The sequence below is a fragment of the Halopseudomonas sp. T1L2 genome, assembly GCF_055397385.1.
In genome coordinates, this window is sequence record NZ_AP040865.1 from 3,461,959 (window position 1) to 3,477,088 (window position 15,130).

At 62.7% G+C, this 15,130-nt stretch carries 13 protein-coding genes; 2 read left to right on the forward strand and 11 right to left on the reverse strand.

The window, feature by feature from the left end:
• Window positions 1-13: 13 nt before the first annotated feature.
• Window positions 14-376: a dihydroneopterin aldolase gene (gene folB, locus ACZ5WQ_RS16340; RefSeq protein ID WP_088274355.1), complete on the forward strand. Its 363-nt coding sequence runs from the start codon at window positions 14-16 to the stop codon at window positions 374-376.
• The gene (gene folK / locus ACZ5WQ_RS16345; RefSeq protein ID WP_335600723.1) at window positions 373-915 is read left to right on the forward strand and encodes a 2-amino-4-hydroxy-6-hydroxymethyldihydropteridine diphosphokinase; all 543 of its coding nucleotides are present in this window, start codon (window positions 373-375) and stop codon (window positions 913-915) included. Before folB ends, folK begins: the two co-directional genes overlap by 4 nt.
• Here folK and ACZ5WQ_RS16350 read toward each other — a convergent pair.
• The 11 genes from ACZ5WQ_RS16350 to ACZ5WQ_RS16400 form a co-directional block, all read right to left on the reverse strand.
• Window positions 894-2,132 (reverse strand): multifunctional CCA addition/repair protein, encoded by a 1,239-nt coding sequence (locus ACZ5WQ_RS16350; RefSeq protein WP_464382689.1) that lies wholly within the window; start codon window positions 2,130-2,132, stop codon window positions 894-896. The two genes, folK and ACZ5WQ_RS16350, sit on opposite strands and share 22 nt — an antisense overlap.
• 292 nt (window positions 2,133-2,424) lie before the next feature.
• Window positions 2,425-3,978 carry a SpoVR family protein gene (locus ACZ5WQ_RS16355; protein WP_338213093.1) on the reverse strand — a complete coding sequence of 518 codons (1,554 nt, stop codon included), beginning with the start codon at window positions 3,976-3,978 and terminating at the stop codon, window positions 2,425-2,427.
• Entirely contained in the window at window positions 3,975-5,246 is a 1,272-nt protein-coding gene (locus tag ACZ5WQ_RS16360) for a YeaH/YhbH family protein (protein WP_269688099.1), read from the reverse strand. Before ACZ5WQ_RS16360 ends, ACZ5WQ_RS16355 begins: the two co-directional genes overlap by 4 nt.
• A gap of 149 nt (window positions 5,247-5,395) precedes the next feature.
• The gene (locus ACZ5WQ_RS16365; protein ID WP_088274360.1) at window positions 5,396-7,318 is read right to left on the reverse strand and encodes a PrkA family serine protein kinase; all 1,923 of its coding nucleotides are present in this window, start codon (window positions 7,316-7,318) and stop codon (window positions 5,396-5,398) included.
• A 517-nt stretch (window positions 7,319-7,835) separates the two neighbouring features.
• Window positions 7,836-8,156: a thiosulfate sulfurtransferase GlpE gene (gene glpE, locus ACZ5WQ_RS16370; protein WP_464382690.1), complete on the reverse strand. Its 321-nt coding sequence runs from the start codon at window positions 8,154-8,156 to the stop codon at window positions 7,836-7,838.
• An 11-nt stretch (window positions 8,157-8,167) separates the two neighbouring features.
• Complete coding sequence (locus ACZ5WQ_RS16375; RefSeq protein ID WP_088274362.1) at window positions 8,168-8,980, reverse strand: symmetrical bis(5'-nucleosyl)-tetraphosphatase; 813 nt, start codon at window positions 8,978-8,980, stop codon at window positions 8,168-8,170.
• 15 nt (window positions 8,981-8,995) lie between these two features.
• A complete protein-coding gene (apaG, locus tag ACZ5WQ_RS16380; RefSeq protein ID WP_464382691.1) occupies window positions 8,996-9,379 on the reverse strand; it encodes a Co2+/Mg2+ efflux protein ApaG in 384 nt (127 codons plus the stop codon).
• Window positions 9,376-10,185 (reverse strand): 16S rRNA (adenine(1518)-N(6)/adenine(1519)-N(6))-dimethyltransferase RsmA, encoded by an 810-nt coding sequence (gene rsmA / locus ACZ5WQ_RS16385; RefSeq protein WP_464382692.1) that lies wholly within the window; start codon window positions 10,183-10,185, stop codon window positions 9,376-9,378. Before rsmA ends, apaG begins: the two co-directional genes overlap by 4 nt.
• Window positions 10,182-11,174: a 4-hydroxythreonine-4-phosphate dehydrogenase PdxA gene (pdxA, locus tag ACZ5WQ_RS16390; protein ID WP_464382693.1), complete on the reverse strand. Its 993-nt coding sequence runs from the start codon at window positions 11,172-11,174 to the stop codon at window positions 10,182-10,184. The genes rsmA and pdxA overlap by 4 nt, the downstream gene beginning before the upstream one ends.
• Complete coding sequence (locus tag ACZ5WQ_RS16395) at window positions 11,171-12,460, reverse strand: peptidylprolyl isomerase (protein WP_464382694.1); 1,290 nt, start codon at window positions 12,458-12,460, stop codon at window positions 11,171-11,173. The genes pdxA and ACZ5WQ_RS16395 overlap by 4 nt, the downstream gene beginning before the upstream one ends.
• Entirely contained in the window at window positions 12,450-15,116 is a 2,667-nt protein-coding gene (locus ACZ5WQ_RS16400) for an LPS-assembly protein LptD (RefSeq protein ID WP_269688093.1), read from the reverse strand. Before ACZ5WQ_RS16400 ends, ACZ5WQ_RS16395 begins: the two co-directional genes overlap by 11 nt.
• Window positions 15,117-15,130: the final 14 nt, after the last annotated feature.

Here is a 15,130-nt window from a genome sequence, read left to right on the forward strand (position 1 = left end):
ACGGGAGCAACCTGTGGATCAGGTTTTTATCAAAGGGTTAGCGGTAGATGCCGTCATTGGCGTCTATGACTGGGAGCGCACCATCCGCCAGCGGCTGGTGTTCGATCTCGATATGGGCTGGGACATCCGTCCGGCTGCCGCGGGCGACACGCTTGAGCACACCCTCAACTACGCGGCAATCAGCGAGCGCGTGCAGGGCTTTGTCGAGCAGAGCAGCTTCCTGCTGGTCGAGACGCTGGCCGAGCAGCTGGCTGCGCTGCTCATGAACGAATTCTCCATTCCCTGGCTGCGTCTGCAGGTCACCAAGCCGGGCGCGGTGCCGGCGGCATCCGGCGGCGTCGGGGTGTTGATCGAGCGGGGAGTCAAACCCGCGTGACCATCGTCTATCTGGGTGTGGGCACCAACACTGAACGCGAATATCACCTGCAGCGCGGGCTGGATGCGCTGGCCGAGTTGTGCGGCGAGTTGCAGTTGTCGCCGGTGTTTGAAAGCGACGCGGTCGGGGTGCTCGGCAAGCGCTTCTACAACATGGTGGTCGCCGTCGAAACGCGGCTGGCGCTGGCGGATCTGAATGCGGCGCTGAAGGCGATCGAGGCCGCCTGCGGCCGGCGTGAGTCGCCGCAACCCGGGCGCATCACGCTGGATATCGACGTGCTTTGTTATGGCGATCTGGCCGGTGTGCATGACGGCATTACCCTGCCGCGCCCGGAAGTCACCCGCAACGCCTTTGTGCTCTGGCCGTTGGCATTGGTCGCGCCGCACAGCAACCTGCCCGGCAGCGGGCAGACATTCGGTCAGCTCTGGGAGGGCTGGCAGGGGAACCAGGCGCTGTGGCCGGTCGCCTTCTCATGGCGTGGTCGGTCACTGACGCCGGTCGAACTGCTGGCGGGGTATCAGCCGCGCGAGGCCTTGTAGTCGCTTAACGCTTCCAGCCGCGCCTGCTCTAGGGCGCGGCCCATCTCGGCGCCCTGCAGGCCCTTATCCAGTAACGGCTGAATATCCACTGCGCGCGCGGCCAGTGCCGCGCCGCGCAGGTACTCGGCCTGCGGGTAGGGGCGTTGTTCAAACCCGGTGCGACCCTGGGCGTCGGCCACGCATACCGCCAGAAACTGCTCGAAGCGCTCGCCGCGGCGGTAGATATCCAGCGCCTTGAACAGCTTGAGCAATGTCTGCGGGCGCAGCTCCAGTGCTCTGTGACAGTGGGTGTGGTACTCACAGGCCAGCAGTGCCAGTTCCTGACACTCACGCGGTGCCTTGCAGCGCTGGTTGACGGCTTTGACGGCCTTCAGGCCGCTGGTCTCGTGGCCGTGATGCTTTGGCCAGTGCTCCGGGCGCGTCAGTCCCTTGCCAAGGTCATGCAGCAGGCAGGCCCAGCGGGCCGGCAGTGGCAGCTGGTCTCTGGCGGCGATCTGCAGTACCTGCAGGACGTGGACGCCGGTGTCGATTTCCGGGTGATGCGCTTCCGGCTGCGGCACGCCAAACAGGGCGTCGACTTCCGGCAGCAGTTCGGCCAGTGCGCCACAGTCGCGCAGTACCTGAATGAACACATCCGGGCTGGGTTCCATCAGGGCGCGGCTGATTTCCATCCAGCTGCGCTCGGCGGTCAGGCTCCGCAGCTCGCCTGATTCGCTCAGCTGGCGCATCAGCACCATGGTCTCATCGGCCACACGAAAGCCAAGGCTGGCGTAACGGGCGGCGAAGCGCGCAACCCGCAGCACCCGCAGCGGGTCTTCGGCAAAGGCGGGGGAGACGTGGCGCAAGACTTTGGCCTGCAGGTCGCGCTGGCCGCCGTAGGGGTCGATGATCCGGCCGTCCTCGGCCCGGGCCATGGCGTTGACTGTCAGGTCCCGGCGGATCAGATCCTCTTCCAGGGTGACGTCCGGGCTGGTGTGGAAGAGAAACCCGCCGTAGCCGACGCCGCTTTTGCGCTCGGTGCGGGCGAGTGCGTACTCCTCGCCCGAGGTCGGATGCAGAAACACCGGAAAGTCCTGGCCGACCGGACGGAAACCCTCCTGCTGCAACTGCTCCGGCGTCGCGCCAACCACAACCCAGTCGCGGTCTGTTACCGGCAAACCAAGCAGTTGGTCGCGGACGGCGCCGCCGACCAGGTAGGTGTAGTAACTCTCAGGCATCGACACGGACTCTGGCTAAAGGGGAGTAGCTTCAAGCTTCAAGCTTCAAGCTTCAAGCTGCAAGCTGCAAGCAAAACCCGCGCGGTGTCTAGTCGCGCGGGTTTTCTTTTGGCTGCACATGACCGCAGAAACTTGAGCAACACTTGACGGCATAGCCGCCGAACTCACCCTGATTAAGCTTGCAGCTTGCAGCTTGCAGCTTGCAGCTTGCAGCTTGCAGCTTGCAGCTTGCAGCTTGCAGCTTGCAGCTTGCAGCTTGCAGCTTGCAGCTTGCAGCTGGCGCATCGCGCCCCTATATGGGCGGAATATTCAGGTCGAAGCGCGGCAGGCGTTCTTCCTCCGGTTTGGGGCGGGGCGGGATGTGGGCTTCGGCCACGATTCGTTCTCCGTCGACGCTTTCCAGGTGAATGTCGAACCCCCACAGGCGATGCAGGTGGCGGAGCATTTCGTCGGTGGATTCGCCGAGCGGTTTGCCCTGATGGCGCTGGTGGCGCAGGGTCAGGGAGCGGTCGCCGCGGCGGTCCACCGACCAGATCTGGATGTTCGGTTCGCGGTTGCCAAGGTTGTACTGCGCTGCCAGCAGTTCGCGTACCGCGCGGTAGCCGCTGTCGTCGTGAATGGCGGCGACTTCCAGGTGGTCGTCGGCTTCGTCGTCGACGATGGCAAACAGCTTGAAGTCGCGGATCACCTTGGGCGACAGGTACTGCAGGATAAAACTTTCGTCCTTGAAGGTGCGCATGGCGAACTTGAGGGTTTCCAGCCAGTCACTGCCGGCAATGTCGGGGAACCAGCGGCGATCTTCGTCGGTCGGGTGTTCGCAGATGCGGCGAATGTCCTGCATCATCGCAAACCCCAGCGCGTAGGGGTTGATGCCGCTGTACCAGTTGCTGTCGAACGGTGGCTGGTAGACCACGCTGGTGTGGGACTGCAGAAACTCCATCATGAAACCGTCGGTGACCTTGCCTTCGTCATACAGGTGGTTGAGCAGGGTGTAGTGCCAGAAGGTGGCCCAGCCCTCGTTCATCACCTGGGTCTGGCGCTGGGGGTAGAAGTACTGCGCGACCTTGCGCACGATGCGGACGACTTCGCGCTGCCAAGGCTCCAGTAGCGGTGCGTTCTTCTCGATGAAATACAGCAGGTTTTCCTGGGGTTCGCTCGGGTAGCGGGGGTGTACCTGCTCATCCTGCGCGTGGTGCGGGTTGACCGGGATGGTGCGCCACAGCTCGTTGACCTGGCGCTGCAGGTGCTCCTCGCGCTCCTGCTGGCGTTGCCGTTCTTCCGCGGCAGAGATCGGGTAGGGCCGCTTGTAGCGGTCGACGCCATAGTTCATCAGGGCGTGACAGGAGTCGAGCAGGTCCTCGACGGCGTCAATCCCGTAGCGGTCTTCGCATTCGCTGATGTACTGCTTGGCGAACACCAGGTAGTCAATGATCGCGCTGGCGTCGGTCCAGCTGCGGAACAGGTAGTTGCCCTTGAAGAACGAGTTGTGGCCGTAGCAGGCGTGGGCAATCACCAGTGCCTGCATGCACATGGTGTTCTCTTCCATCAGGTAGGCAATGCAGGGGTCGGAGTTGATGACGATCTCGTAGGCCAGCCCCATGTGACCACGGCGGTAGCCTTTTTCGGTGGCGAGAAAATGCTTGCCGTAGGACCAGTGGTGATAGCCCAGCGGCATGCCTACCGAGGCGTAGGCGTCCATCATCTGCTCTGCAGTGATGACCTCGATCTGGTTGGGATAGGTATCCAGTCCGTAGACCTCATGGGCGATACGGCCGATCTCCTGGTCGTACTCGCGGATCAGCTCGAAGGTCCACTCCGAGCCGGTGGATATGGGGTTCCGGCTCATGTCGCCATCCTCTTCTGGAACAGCTTGCGAAACACCGGGTAGATGTCCCCGGCATCGACAATCTGCTGCTGGGCGAAACTGTCGGCAAAGTGCTCGGCGACCGCTTCATACTCGTGCCACAGGGTCTGATGCTCGCGTGGGGTGATTTCCACGTAGCAGTAGTACTGCATCGCCGGCATGATCTGGCGCACCAGCAGGTCGCGGCAGATCGGCGAGTCGTCGTTCCAGTTGTCGCCGTCGGATGCCTGGGCGCAGTACAGATTCCACTCGCCGGGCGGGTAGCGCTGTTCAATGATCTGCTGCATCAGCCGCAGGGCGCTGGACACGATGGTGCCGCCGGTTTCGCGCGAGTAGAAGAATTCTTCCTCGTCGACCTCCTTGGCGCTGGTGTGGTGACGGATGAACACCACTTCGATGCGCTCGTAGTTACGGCGCAGGAACAGGTAGAGCAGAATGTAGAAGCGCTTGGCCAGATCCTTGGTGGCCTGGGTCATGGAGCCGGAGACATCCATCAGGCAGAACATCACTGCCTTGGACGACGGCGTTGGCTGCTTGACGATCAGGTTGTAGCGCAGGTCGAAGGTATCGAGAAAGGGAACGCGCTCGATGCGTGCCTCGAGGCTGGCAATTTCCTCCTGCAGCTGCGCAATACCGGTAATGTCATCCGGATGCTCACGCTTGAGTTGCTCCAGCTCGGCGCGGGCCTCGCGCAGCCGCTTGCGGCTGCCGCCCGAGAGTGCGATGCGCCGTGCCTGCGCCGCGCGCATGGACCTTACGATATTGATCCGCGAGGGGTTGCCCTGCTGGCTGATGCCGGCGCGGACCGGCTTGAAGGTGTCTGTGCCGGTCAACTGGCGCTTGACCAGGTTGGGCAGGGCGAGATCCTCGAACATGAAGTCGAGGAATTCGTCCTGGGTTATCTGAAAGACGAACTCATCCATGCCTTCGCCGCTGTCGCCCGCCTGACTGCCGCCCTGGCCCCCACCGCCACCCTGCGGGCGGGCGATGCGGTCGCCGGTGGCGAACTCGCGGTTACCGGGGTGCACCTGGGTCTGGCGACCGCCCTTGCCGTGATGAAAGATCGGCTCGTCGATGTCGCGGTTGGGGATGCTGATACTTTCGCCGTGCTCTATATCGGTGATCGAACGACGCCCCACGGCCTCTTCAACCGCCTTCTTGATGTGTGATTTGTAGCGCCGCAGGAACCGCTGGCGGTTCACGGTGCTCTTGTTCTTGCCGTTCAGACGACGGTCAATCACGTAGCTCATTCAGGGCCCTCCGGGCCAGCCGCAAGCCATAAGCTGCAAGCTTGAAGCTGGCCGTGCTGCTTTGAGGCGCAGCGCATGGTCTCAGGCGGCGCCGCGCTGCTTGCCGCTTGTCGCTTGCGGCTTGAAGCTGCCCAGCGACGGCGCAGCCGTCACTGCGCCTTACGCACCCGCAGGTACCATTCCGACAGCAGCCGCACCTGCTTTTCGGTGTAGCCGCGCTCGACCATCCGGTGGACGAAGTCGTTGTGCTTCTTCTGATCTTCGGTCGAGGCCTTGGCGTTGAAGCTGATGACCGGCAGCAGGTCTTCGGTGTTGGAGAACATTTTTTTCTCGATCACCACGCGCAGCTTCTCGTAGGACAGCCAGCTCGGATTCTTGCCGTTGTTCTGCGCGCGGGCACGCAGCACGAAGTTGACGATTTCGTTGCGGAAGTCCTTCGGGTTGCTGATGCCGGCCGGCTTCTCGATCTTCTCCAGCTCCTCGTTGAGCGACGCGCGGTTGAGGATCTCGCCGGTTTCCGGGTCGCGGTACTCCTGATCCTGAATCCAGAAGTCGGCGTACAGGACGTAGCGATCAAAGATGTTCTGGCCGTACTCGCTGTAGGACTCCAGATAGGCGGTCTGGATTTCCTTGCCGATGAATTCGACGTAGCGCGGTGCCAGGTACTCCTTGAGGAAACGCAGGTAGCGCTCGCTCACGTCATTGGGAAACTGCTCCTGCTCAATCTGCTGTTCCAGGACGTAGAGCAGGTGTACCGGGTTGGCGGCCACTTCGGTGGTATCGAAGTTGAACACCTTGGAGAGGATCTTGAAGGCAAAGCGGGTCGACAGGCCGTTCATGCCCTCGTCGACGCCCGCCGAGTCGCGGTATTCCTGAATCGACTTGGCCTTGGGGTCGGTGTCCTTCAGGTTCTCGCCGTCGTAGATGCGCATCTTCGAGTAGACATTGGAGTTCTCCGGTTCTTTCAGGCGCGAAAGCACGGTGAACTGGGCGAGCATCTTCAGGGTGTCAGGTGCGCAGTGGGCATTGGCCAGCGAGCTGTTGGTCAGCAGTTTTTCGTAGATCTGAATCTCGTCGCTGACGCGCAGGCAGTAAGGCACCTTGACGATGTAGATGCGGTCGATGAACGCTTCGTTGTTCTTGTTGTTGCGGAAGCTGTGCCACTCGGACTCGTTGGAGTGGGCCAGAATTACGCCATTGAACGGAATCGCGCCCATGCCTTCGGTGCTGTTGTAGTTGCCTTCCTGGGTGGCGGTCAGCAGTGGGTGCAGTACCTTGATCGGTGCCTTGAACATCTCGACGAACTCGAGCAGGCCCTGGTTGGCACGGCACAAGCCGCCCGAGTAGCTGTAGGCGTCCGGGTCGTTCTGCGGAAACTCTTCCAGCTTGCGGATATCAACCTTGCCGACCAGTGAAGATATGTCCTGGTTGTTCTCGTCACCGGGCTCGGTCTTGGCGACAGCAATCTGCTGCAGCACCGAGGGGTAGAGTTTGACCACGCGGAATTGGGAAATATCGCCGTTGTATTCGTGCAGGCGTTTCACCGCCCAGGGCGAGATGATGCTGTTGAGGTAGCGCCGCGGGATGCCGAAGTCCTCTTCGAGGATGGCCCCATCCTCGGTGGCATTGAACAGGCCGAGTGGCGACTCGAACACCGGCGAGCCCTTGATCGCATAGAACGGTACCTGCTGCATCAGCTCTTTGAGCTTCTCCGCCAGGGAGGACTTGCCGCCGCCAACCGGGCCGAGCAGGTAGAGAATCTGCTTGCGTTCTTCGAGCCCCTGGGCGGCGTGCTTGAAAAAGGACACGATGTGCTCGATGGCGTCTTCCATGCCGTGGAAGTCGGCGAACGCCGGATAACGCTTGATGACCTTGTTGGAAAAGATGCGTGACAGGCGTGGGTCGAGGGAGGTGTCGACCAGTTCGGGCTTGCCGATGGCCATCAGCAGGCGCTCGGCGGCGGTCGCGTAGGCGGTAGGGTCAGTCTTGCAGAGTTCCAGGTATTCCTGAAGGCTGTACTCCTCTTGCCGGGTGGCTTCAAAGCGGTTCTGGAAATGGCTGAATATGCTCATGACACGACCTCGCTGTTACCAGTTAAGAGGTCTGGCGCTTCCGGGCAGCAGCCCGCATGACGCGCTTTACCGGGCGACGGCATTTCCTGATGCGTGAATCCCCCAAGGCGCAACTGCGAGCACGGTCAGGAGTCTGTCGGAGGCGCCGGGCGGCCAATCGATGACTGGTCGTACGGTGGATCCGGCAGGCTCCCGTGTTTATCGGAAGCCGGCAGACCGACGTTCTCTTTCTTGATTCGCCTGACCTCAGGATAGTTGCAAATACGCAGTGCAACAGAAGATTTCTCAGGAAATTTTGTTGCAGGAGTGTGACGGCACGGCTGGCGTGGCTTGCGGGCTATTCGTTCAGTGTGGGTCGGGTGAGGAGCGCGGGGCTGTAGGATGGAGAAAGCGCAGCGTCTCCACCGGATAGGCGTGGGATCGGCGCTGCGTTTGAGCAAGGGCTCGTGTGGCAGCGCTGGCGCTGGCGGACACGCTGCGCTTGGTCCGCCCTACTGGGCGGTCAAGAGGCTGGGCCTCAGCCGCAGCTTACCCGCTCCGGATAAGTCTGCCGCCATAGATCAAAGCCGCCGTCCAGGCTGTAGGTGTCGGCAAAACCGATGCTGGCCAGATAGGCCGCTGCGCCCTGGCTGGAGTTGCCGTGGTAGCAGCAAACGATCAGGGGCGCCTGCTGGTCGGCGTTGGCGACGAAGTCGGCAAGGTTATCGTTGTCCAGGCGGATGGCGCCGGGGATGTGGCCAAAGTCGAAACTTTGCGGGTCGCGGATGTCGACCAGTTGGGCGTTGCTGGCGATCAACTGGCTGGCGGTTTGCGGGTCGATGCGTTTGAAATCGCTCATGCTGGTTCCTCTCAGGTCGCGCAGTCGCAGTGATGCAGTTCGTGGGTATCCAGGTTCATCAGGGTCATGCGGCCACCCCATACGCAGCCGGTGTCCAGCGCATGTACGCCCTGCACACCGGTGCGGCCTTCGATCGCTGCCCAGTGGCCGAAGATGACCTGAATGTCAGGGTCGCGGCGCGGGTAACGAAACCACGGCGCAAAGCCCTTGGGCGTGGTATCCAGCCCTTCCTTGGATTTGAACTCCAGCGTCCCGTCCGGCTTGCAGAAGCGCATGCGGGTCAGGTAGTTGGTAATCGCACGCAGCCGGTCGATGCCCTTGAGGCCGGGCTTCCAGCGCGCCGGTTCGTTACCGTACATCTCGTCCAGATAGTCTGGCAGACGCTTGTCGCAGCGCAGGATGATTTCCACCTCGGCGGCCAGCTCCATTGTCTGCTGTACGCTCCAGATTGGCGGGATGCCGGCGTGGGTCATCACATAGCCCAGCTCTGCGTCGAGGTGGGCAAGCGGCCGCTCGCGCAGCCAGTCGAGCAGGGCGACACGGTCGTCGGCCTTGAGCAGGGGTTTGAGGGTGTCTGACTTGCGCAAGCGACTGCCAGCTCGGCTGGCGGCCAGCAGGTGCAGGTCGTGATTGCCCAGAACCGCAACGCAGGCGTTGTCGAGCTGCTTGAGAAAGCGCAGGGTGCCAAGCGAGTCGGGACCGCGGTTGACCATGTCACCAACGGACCAGAGCACGTCCCTGGACGGGTTGAAGCCTACCTCGCTGAGCAGGCATTGGAGCGGCTTGAGGCAGCCCTGGATGTCGCCAACGGCGTAGATGGTCATGGGCGTACGAGTCGATCAGTTCAGTGCGTTGGGTTGGGCCAGACGAAAGCGCGGAATGCTGGCGCTGAACGTGTGGCCATCGCTGGCGCGCATGTCGTAGCTGCCTTCCATGGTGCCAACCGGGGTCTCAAGCATGCAGCCGCTGGTATAGGTGTGCTCGTTACCGGGCTCGATCAGCGGTTGCTCGCCGACCACGCCGGGGCCATCAACACGCTGCTGCTTGTTGTTGCCGTCGGTGATCAGCCAGTGACGATGCAGCAGCTGCGCGGCCACCAAGCCCTGATTGCGGATGCTGATGGTATAGGCAAAGGCAAAGCGCTTCTTCTGCGGATCGGACTGCTCCGGCAGGTAGCGGGTCCGCACCGTCACCTCGACGGCATATTGCGGCTCGCCGCTCATGCGTCGCCTGCCCGCTTGCGAGTCAGGCGGTTGGCCAGACGCACGAAGCCGGCCAGGTCGACCTGTTCCGGGCGGGTGCCCGGGTCGATGCCTTCGGCTTCGATCTCTTCTGCGCTGAGCAGCGACTTGAGTGTGTTGCGCAGGGTCTTGCGGCGCTGGTTGAAGGCGTCACGCACCAGGATTTCGAGCACTTCCACGTCGTCGGCCGGATGCGGCAGGGTGGCGTGCGGAATCAGCCGGATGATCGCTGAATCGACCTTGGGCGCCGGGTTGAAGGCGCCGGGGCCGACGTCAAACAGGTGCTCCACCCGGCAGTGGTACTGCACCATGATGCCGAGGCGGCCGTAGTGGTTCATGCCGGCGGTCGCAGCCAGCCGTTGCACCACTTCCTTCTGCAGCATGAAGTGCATGTCTTCGACGCAGTCCGACTGCTCCAGCAGGTGGAACATCAGCGGCGTTGAGATGTTGTAGGGCAGGTTGCCGACGATGCGCAGCTTCTCGCCGTCGGCGGCCAGCTCGCGGAAGTTGAACTTGAGGGCATCGCCCTTGTGCAGGCGGAAGCGATCGAGAAAACCGAACTGGCCCATCAGGATCGGGTGCAGATCCTTGTCCAGCTCGACCACGTCAAGGCGCGCGCCGCTGGCCAGCAGGCCCGAGGTGATGGCGCCCTGACCGGGACCGATCTCGACCAGATGATCGGTTTCACGCGGACGGATCGAGCGAATGATGCGGTCGATCACGCCGGCGTCGTGCAGGAAGTTCTGACCAAAGCGCTTGCGCGCCTTGTGTTGGGGAAATTGACTCATACAGCCCTCCGGGCGTTGATCATCTGGATGGCGGTATCGATGGCAACCTGCAGGCTGCCCGGGTTGGCCTGACCGGTCCCGGCCAGATCCAGAGCGGTGCCGTGATCAACCGAGGTGCGGATGATCGGCATACCGAGGGTAATGTTGACGGCGTTGCCGAAGCCCTTGTGCTTGAGTACCGGGAGGCCCTGATCGTGATACATCGCGAGCACCGCATCGGCCTGATCAAGATGCTTGGGGGTGAACAGGGTATCCGCCGGCAGGGGGCCGATTAGCTCAACGCCCTCGTTGCGCAGGCGCTCGAGCGCCGGAATGATGATATCCAGTTCCTCGCGCCCCAGGTGGCCGTCTTCGCCGGCATGCGGATTGAGGCCGCAGACCAGGATACGCGGGGCGCTCAGGCCGAATTTGTTGACCAGATCGCTGTGCAGGATGCGCACCACGCGTTCGATCAGCGGCCCGGTAATGGCATCGGCGACCTGCCGCAGCGGCAGGTGCGTGGTTGCCAGGGCGACGCGCAGGCCGGGGCAGGCGAGCATCATCACCACCTGGTCGGTCGCGGTCTGCTCGGCAAAGAACTCGGTGTGGCCGGAAAACGGCACGCCAGCCTCATTGATGATGCCCTTGTGTACCGGTGCGGTCACGATGGCGTCAAACAGACTGCTCAGAGCGCCTTCGCCAGCGAGGCGCAGGGTTTCCAGCACGTAGGCCGAGTTGCCTGCGTCGAGCTGGCCCGGGGTACAGGCTGTGCCGAGGGTGACCGGTAAAACGTGAAGCTGGCCTGCGGCCTGGGCAACGGGCAGCGCGTCGGGATCAAACGGCAACAGCTCGACCGGGAGGCCGAGCTGTTGGGCGCGATCACGCAGCAGTTGCGGGTCGGCGATGATGACCCGTTCGCAGGGCGATGGGTGCTGCGCCAGCATCAGGCATAGATCGGGGCCAATACCCGCCGGCTCGCCGGCGGTTATGGCAAGGCGCGCTGTGCTCACCCGTTCTTGATCTCGACGTAGGCCTCGTCGCGAATCTGCAGCAACCAGGTCTGCAGTTCTTCCTCGTACTTGCGACTGCGGATCAGGTTGATCGCCTGCTGCTCGCGCATGTCGTCGGTCATGTCGACGCTGCGGGTGCCAAGCACCTCGAGAATGTGCCAGCCGTATTGGGTCTGGAACGGACGGGACAGGGTGTTTTCCGGGGTGGTGGTCATGACTTCGCCGAACTCGGGGGTCATGGCATCCGGGGTAACCCAGTCGAGGTCGCCGCCATTGAGCGCGGTGCCCGGATCTTCCGAGTAGGCCTTGGCCAGCGCGGCAAAGGACTCGCCAGCCCTGATGCGATCATAGAGGCGCTGGGTCAACTGCGCCGCCTCGCCTTCGCTGCGGATTTCGCTCGGCTTGATCAGGATATGACGGACGTGGAACTCCTCGACCATCTGACCTTCGCCACCACGGCGGTCCAGCAGCTTGAGGATGTGGATGCCGGCCGGGGAGCGCATCGGCTGGGTCACGCCACCAACCTCCAGCGCATCGACTGCACGGGCGAATGCGGGCGGCAGCTGCGCTGCCTTGCGCCATCCCAGTTCGCCGCCTTCCAGTGCGGTGTCTCCGGCGGAGCGGCTGGCAGCCAGGGTGTTGAAGTCGGTACCGCTCTGCAGTTGGCGGTAGATATCGTTGGCCGCGCGACCAACCTTTTCCACTTCGCCCGGGCTGGCGCTTTCGGCCAGCGGCAGAACGATCATCGCCAGGCGGTAATCCGCCGAGGTCTGATACTTGCCGACTTCGGAATTGAGGAAGTTGCGCACTTCCTGATCGGTCACCTGGATGTTGTCCCGTACCCGACGCTGGCGAACCCGGTTGATGATCATCTCGCGGCGGATCTGCTCGCGGACCTGATTGAAGTTGACGCCGTCACGGGTCAGGGCTTCACGGAACTGCTCCAGTGTCACGCCGTTGCGGGCGGCAATCTGCTGCACCGCCTGGTCGAGCGAGGCATCATCGATGGAAATGCCGGCACGTTCGCCCATCTGCAGCTGGATGCTCTCCAGAATCAGGCGGTCAAGCACCTGCGAGCGCAGCTCGCTCTCGGTTGGTGCCGGGGTATTGTTCTGGGCGAACTGCTGGCGCACGGTGGCCATGCGTTCTTCAACCTGGCTGGCCATGACCACGTCGTTATCGACGATCGCGGCAACGCGATCCAGCGGTTCTACGGCGGCCTGGGCTGTGCTGCTGAGGAAAATGCCCGCGCACAGGCTAAGGGCCGTCATCAACTTAAAATGCATTATCTTCACGCTCTCTGTAACCGGGGATACCATCGTCAAGGAGGCTGTCCACCTCATTGCCGCTCACACTGCCAAGCCCCTTGAGGACGAGCTGCAGGAAGATGCCGCGGTTGGCATCGTCAGTGGCGACGGATTCAAACTCGTTGTAATCAACCCAGTAGCGGTTGATGACACGCAGCTTCCAGCAGCAGCTGTCGTACTCCAGACCGCCAAACGCTTCGAGGGTTCGATCCTGGTCGAAGTCATGCTGCCAGCGACCGATCAGACTCCACTGCGGGTTCAGCGGCCACATGAACGACAGATCGGACTGATCGATACGGCTGTCCGGGTCGCGCTGGAAGGTGCCGGTCAGTGCGTTGTAGGTGTTGATGTTGTTGCGGTAGCGATAGCCCATGTTCAGCACCTTGCGGGGCTCTGGCTGATAGTGGGCAAATACGCTTCCCGCATCGCTGGTGCTGTCGTCCGGATCCCAGATGACGTCGGCGTTCACGCGCCAGGCGTCACTGACCTGGTACATGGCTTCAGCCGCGTAGGCTGAGGACGAGGATTTGTCTGCTTCACGCGCTACTCCGTCGGTATCAAGCAGCTGCACGTTGCGGTCGCGGAAATAGAACACCTGACCGAAACTGGCTCGGGCGCGCTCGGTGCCGTTTGCCTCCAGGGCGCGGCTGGTCAGGCCCAGAGACAGCTGATTGGCGTCGGCGACCCGGTCGTTGCCGCTGAAGCGGTTGTCGCGGAACAGCGAGCTGTAACTGAAGGTGTTCTGGTTGGTGTCGAACAGCGGCTGGTCGTCCTGATCCTCGTCTGCTGCGTACAGGTAGAAAGCGCGCGGTTCCAGCGTCTGGCGCAGGTTGCGGCCGAACCAGCTGGTGGCGCGATCAAAGTACAGCCCGGTATCCAGGCTGGCGACAGGGATGGTGCTGGACGGGGTGTTATTGGCACCGTCGTAGTCGAAGCCGTCGGCCCGCGAGTCGAAGTTCAGATCGTAATAGGTGCTCTGGGTGCGCAGCTTCGGTGTGATGAAGGCCCAGCTGTTGCGCCAGGGGTAGCTGATGCTGGGGCTGACTACCACACGGTGGCCGGTCGCTCGCTGCAGACCGACCAGGTTCTCGTCCGGAGTCAGGATCGGCTGGCCGGCGCTGTCGAGCTGGATGCCATCCTTGCCGGTCAGCAGGCCGCTGCCGAGATTGCGATCAAAGTAGGCGTATTCGGCGTTATAGCCAAAGCGCAGGCCGGTATCACCCAGCCAGTTGGCACCGTCGAGGCGCAGTTGCGGCAGGCGCTCGTAAGGGGTAACCGAGGTAATGGTGGCCAGCTCGTAGCCGTGAACGGCAGCCTGGAAGCGCCAGCCGTCACCGCGATAGGTCAGGCCTGCCCGCTGATTGACGTAGGTGCCGGAACGGGCATCCAGCGCGGTGTTCAGGTCCTGGAAGTAGAACGGGTCGCTGATGTCGGTGTAATCGACCTCGGTACTCCAGCGGCTCTGCAGCCCGCCTTCGTGCTGCCAGCCGTACAGCCAGCGATTCTCGCCATAGTCACTGTCGTTGAGGAAGGCGGCTGTCAGGGTGCCTTCGTTGTCGTCGTGCAGATAGCGGAAGTCGCCTTCCATCTGCAAGCCGCGCTCGGACAGATAGCGCGGATACAGGGTGGCGTCGTAGTTGGGTGCGATGTTGATGTAGTACGGCGTCTCGATCTCGGTGCCGTTGTCGGACGAGTAGCTGAACGAGGGCACCAGCAGACCGGTCTGACGGCGGTCGTCGATCGGGAAGTACATGTACGGGGTATAGAACACCGGTACGTCCTTGACCCGCAGGGTAACGTGCTTGGCTTCACCCCAGCCGGTTTCGCGGTCCAGCTCGATGTCCTTGCCGTGCAGGGACCAGGTGTTCTGTCCCGGCTCGCAGGTGGTATAGCTGCCGTCGCTGATGACGATGACGGCATCATCGCGGCGACGCAGGGTGTCGGCGGTGCCGCGGGCGCGGGCGTCGTGAACCACGTATTCGACGCCGTCAATGCGGGTTTCGCCATTGTCGATGCGCATCGATGCGCTGTCGCCGAGAACCAGTACGCCCTGGTCACGCAGGCGGACGTTGCCCTCGAGCACGGCCTGGGCATTGGCCTGGTCAAAGCTGGCCTGATCTGCGCGGGCCTGCAGGCGGCCCTGGCGCAGCAGCACATCGCCCTGCAGTACGCCGGTCTGATTACCCTGTTCAAAGCGGCTGGAATCGGCGGAGGCGTAGACCGGAAGCTGGTCGAACGGCGTAGAGTCGTCCCGGCCGCTGCGTTCCGGCTCCACATAGGTGCCGCCACAGTAGGGGGCGATGGCGGCCAGCTGCTCGCTGCTCAACTGCTCACGGGGTACCCAGTCAAGGCGACTGAAGTCCGTACTCGGGGTGGCCGGGCCGCCACTCAGCGTCGCTGCCGGTTCAGCTGCCTTGACCACGCTGTCGGTGACCGGGGCCGGCGCAGGTGCCGGTCTGGGCGGCCTTGGGGGCAGGTTGCCCGGTGCCTGCAGCGGCTCGCAGGCCCAGCTGTTGCCGGCTGGCCGGCATTGAACCTGGTTGGCTGCTACAGAGCTCAGCGGCTGCAACAGCAGCAACGAGCTGGCCAGCAACATCGGAAAGGAGGAGCGAAAGGGAGGAGTACGGTAGGCCATTATGTAATTGTCCG

What these genes read in the sequence shown, in the direction of transcription:
- ACZ5WQ_RS16360 (WP_269688099.1), bottom strand. Translation starts at nt 5,246, where the DNA reads ATGAGCTACGTGATTGACCGTCGTCTGAACGGCAAGAACAAGAGCACC.
- apaG (WP_464382691.1), bottom strand. Translation starts at nt 9,379, where the DNA reads ATGAGCGGCGAGCCGCAATATGCCGTCGAGGTGACGGTGCGGACCCGC.
- ACZ5WQ_RS16400 (WP_269688093.1), bottom strand. Translation starts at nt 15,116, where the DNA reads ATGGCCTACCGTACTCCTCCCTTTCGCTCCTCCTTTCCGATGTTGCTG.
- ACZ5WQ_RS16365 (WP_088274360.1), bottom strand. Translation starts at nt 7,318, where the DNA reads ATGAGCATATTCAGCCATTTCCAGAACCGCTTTGAAGCCACCCGGCAA.
- ACZ5WQ_RS16355 (WP_338213093.1), bottom strand. Translation starts at nt 3,978, where the DNA reads ATGAGCCGGAACCCCATATCCACCGGCTCGGAGTGGACCTTCGAGCTG.
- ACZ5WQ_RS16375 (WP_088274362.1), bottom strand. Translation starts at nt 8,980, where the DNA reads ATGACCATCTACGCCGTTGGCGACATCCAGGGCTGCCTCAAGCCGCTC.
- ACZ5WQ_RS16350 (WP_464382689.1), bottom strand. Translation starts at nt 2,132, where the DNA reads ATGCCTGAGAGTTACTACACCTACCTGGTCGGCGGCGCCGTCCGCGAC.
- glpE (WP_464382690.1), bottom strand. Translation starts at nt 8,156, where the DNA reads ATGAGCGATTTCAAACGCATCGACCCGCAAACCGCCAGCCAGTTGATC.
- rsmA (WP_464382692.1), bottom strand. Translation starts at nt 10,185, where the DNA reads ATGAGTCAATTTCCCCAACACAAGGCGCGCAAGCGCTTTGGTCAGAAC.
- ACZ5WQ_RS16395 (WP_464382694.1), bottom strand. Translation starts at nt 12,460, where the DNA reads ATGCATTTTAAGTTGATGACGGCCCTTAGCCTGTGCGCGGGCATTTTC.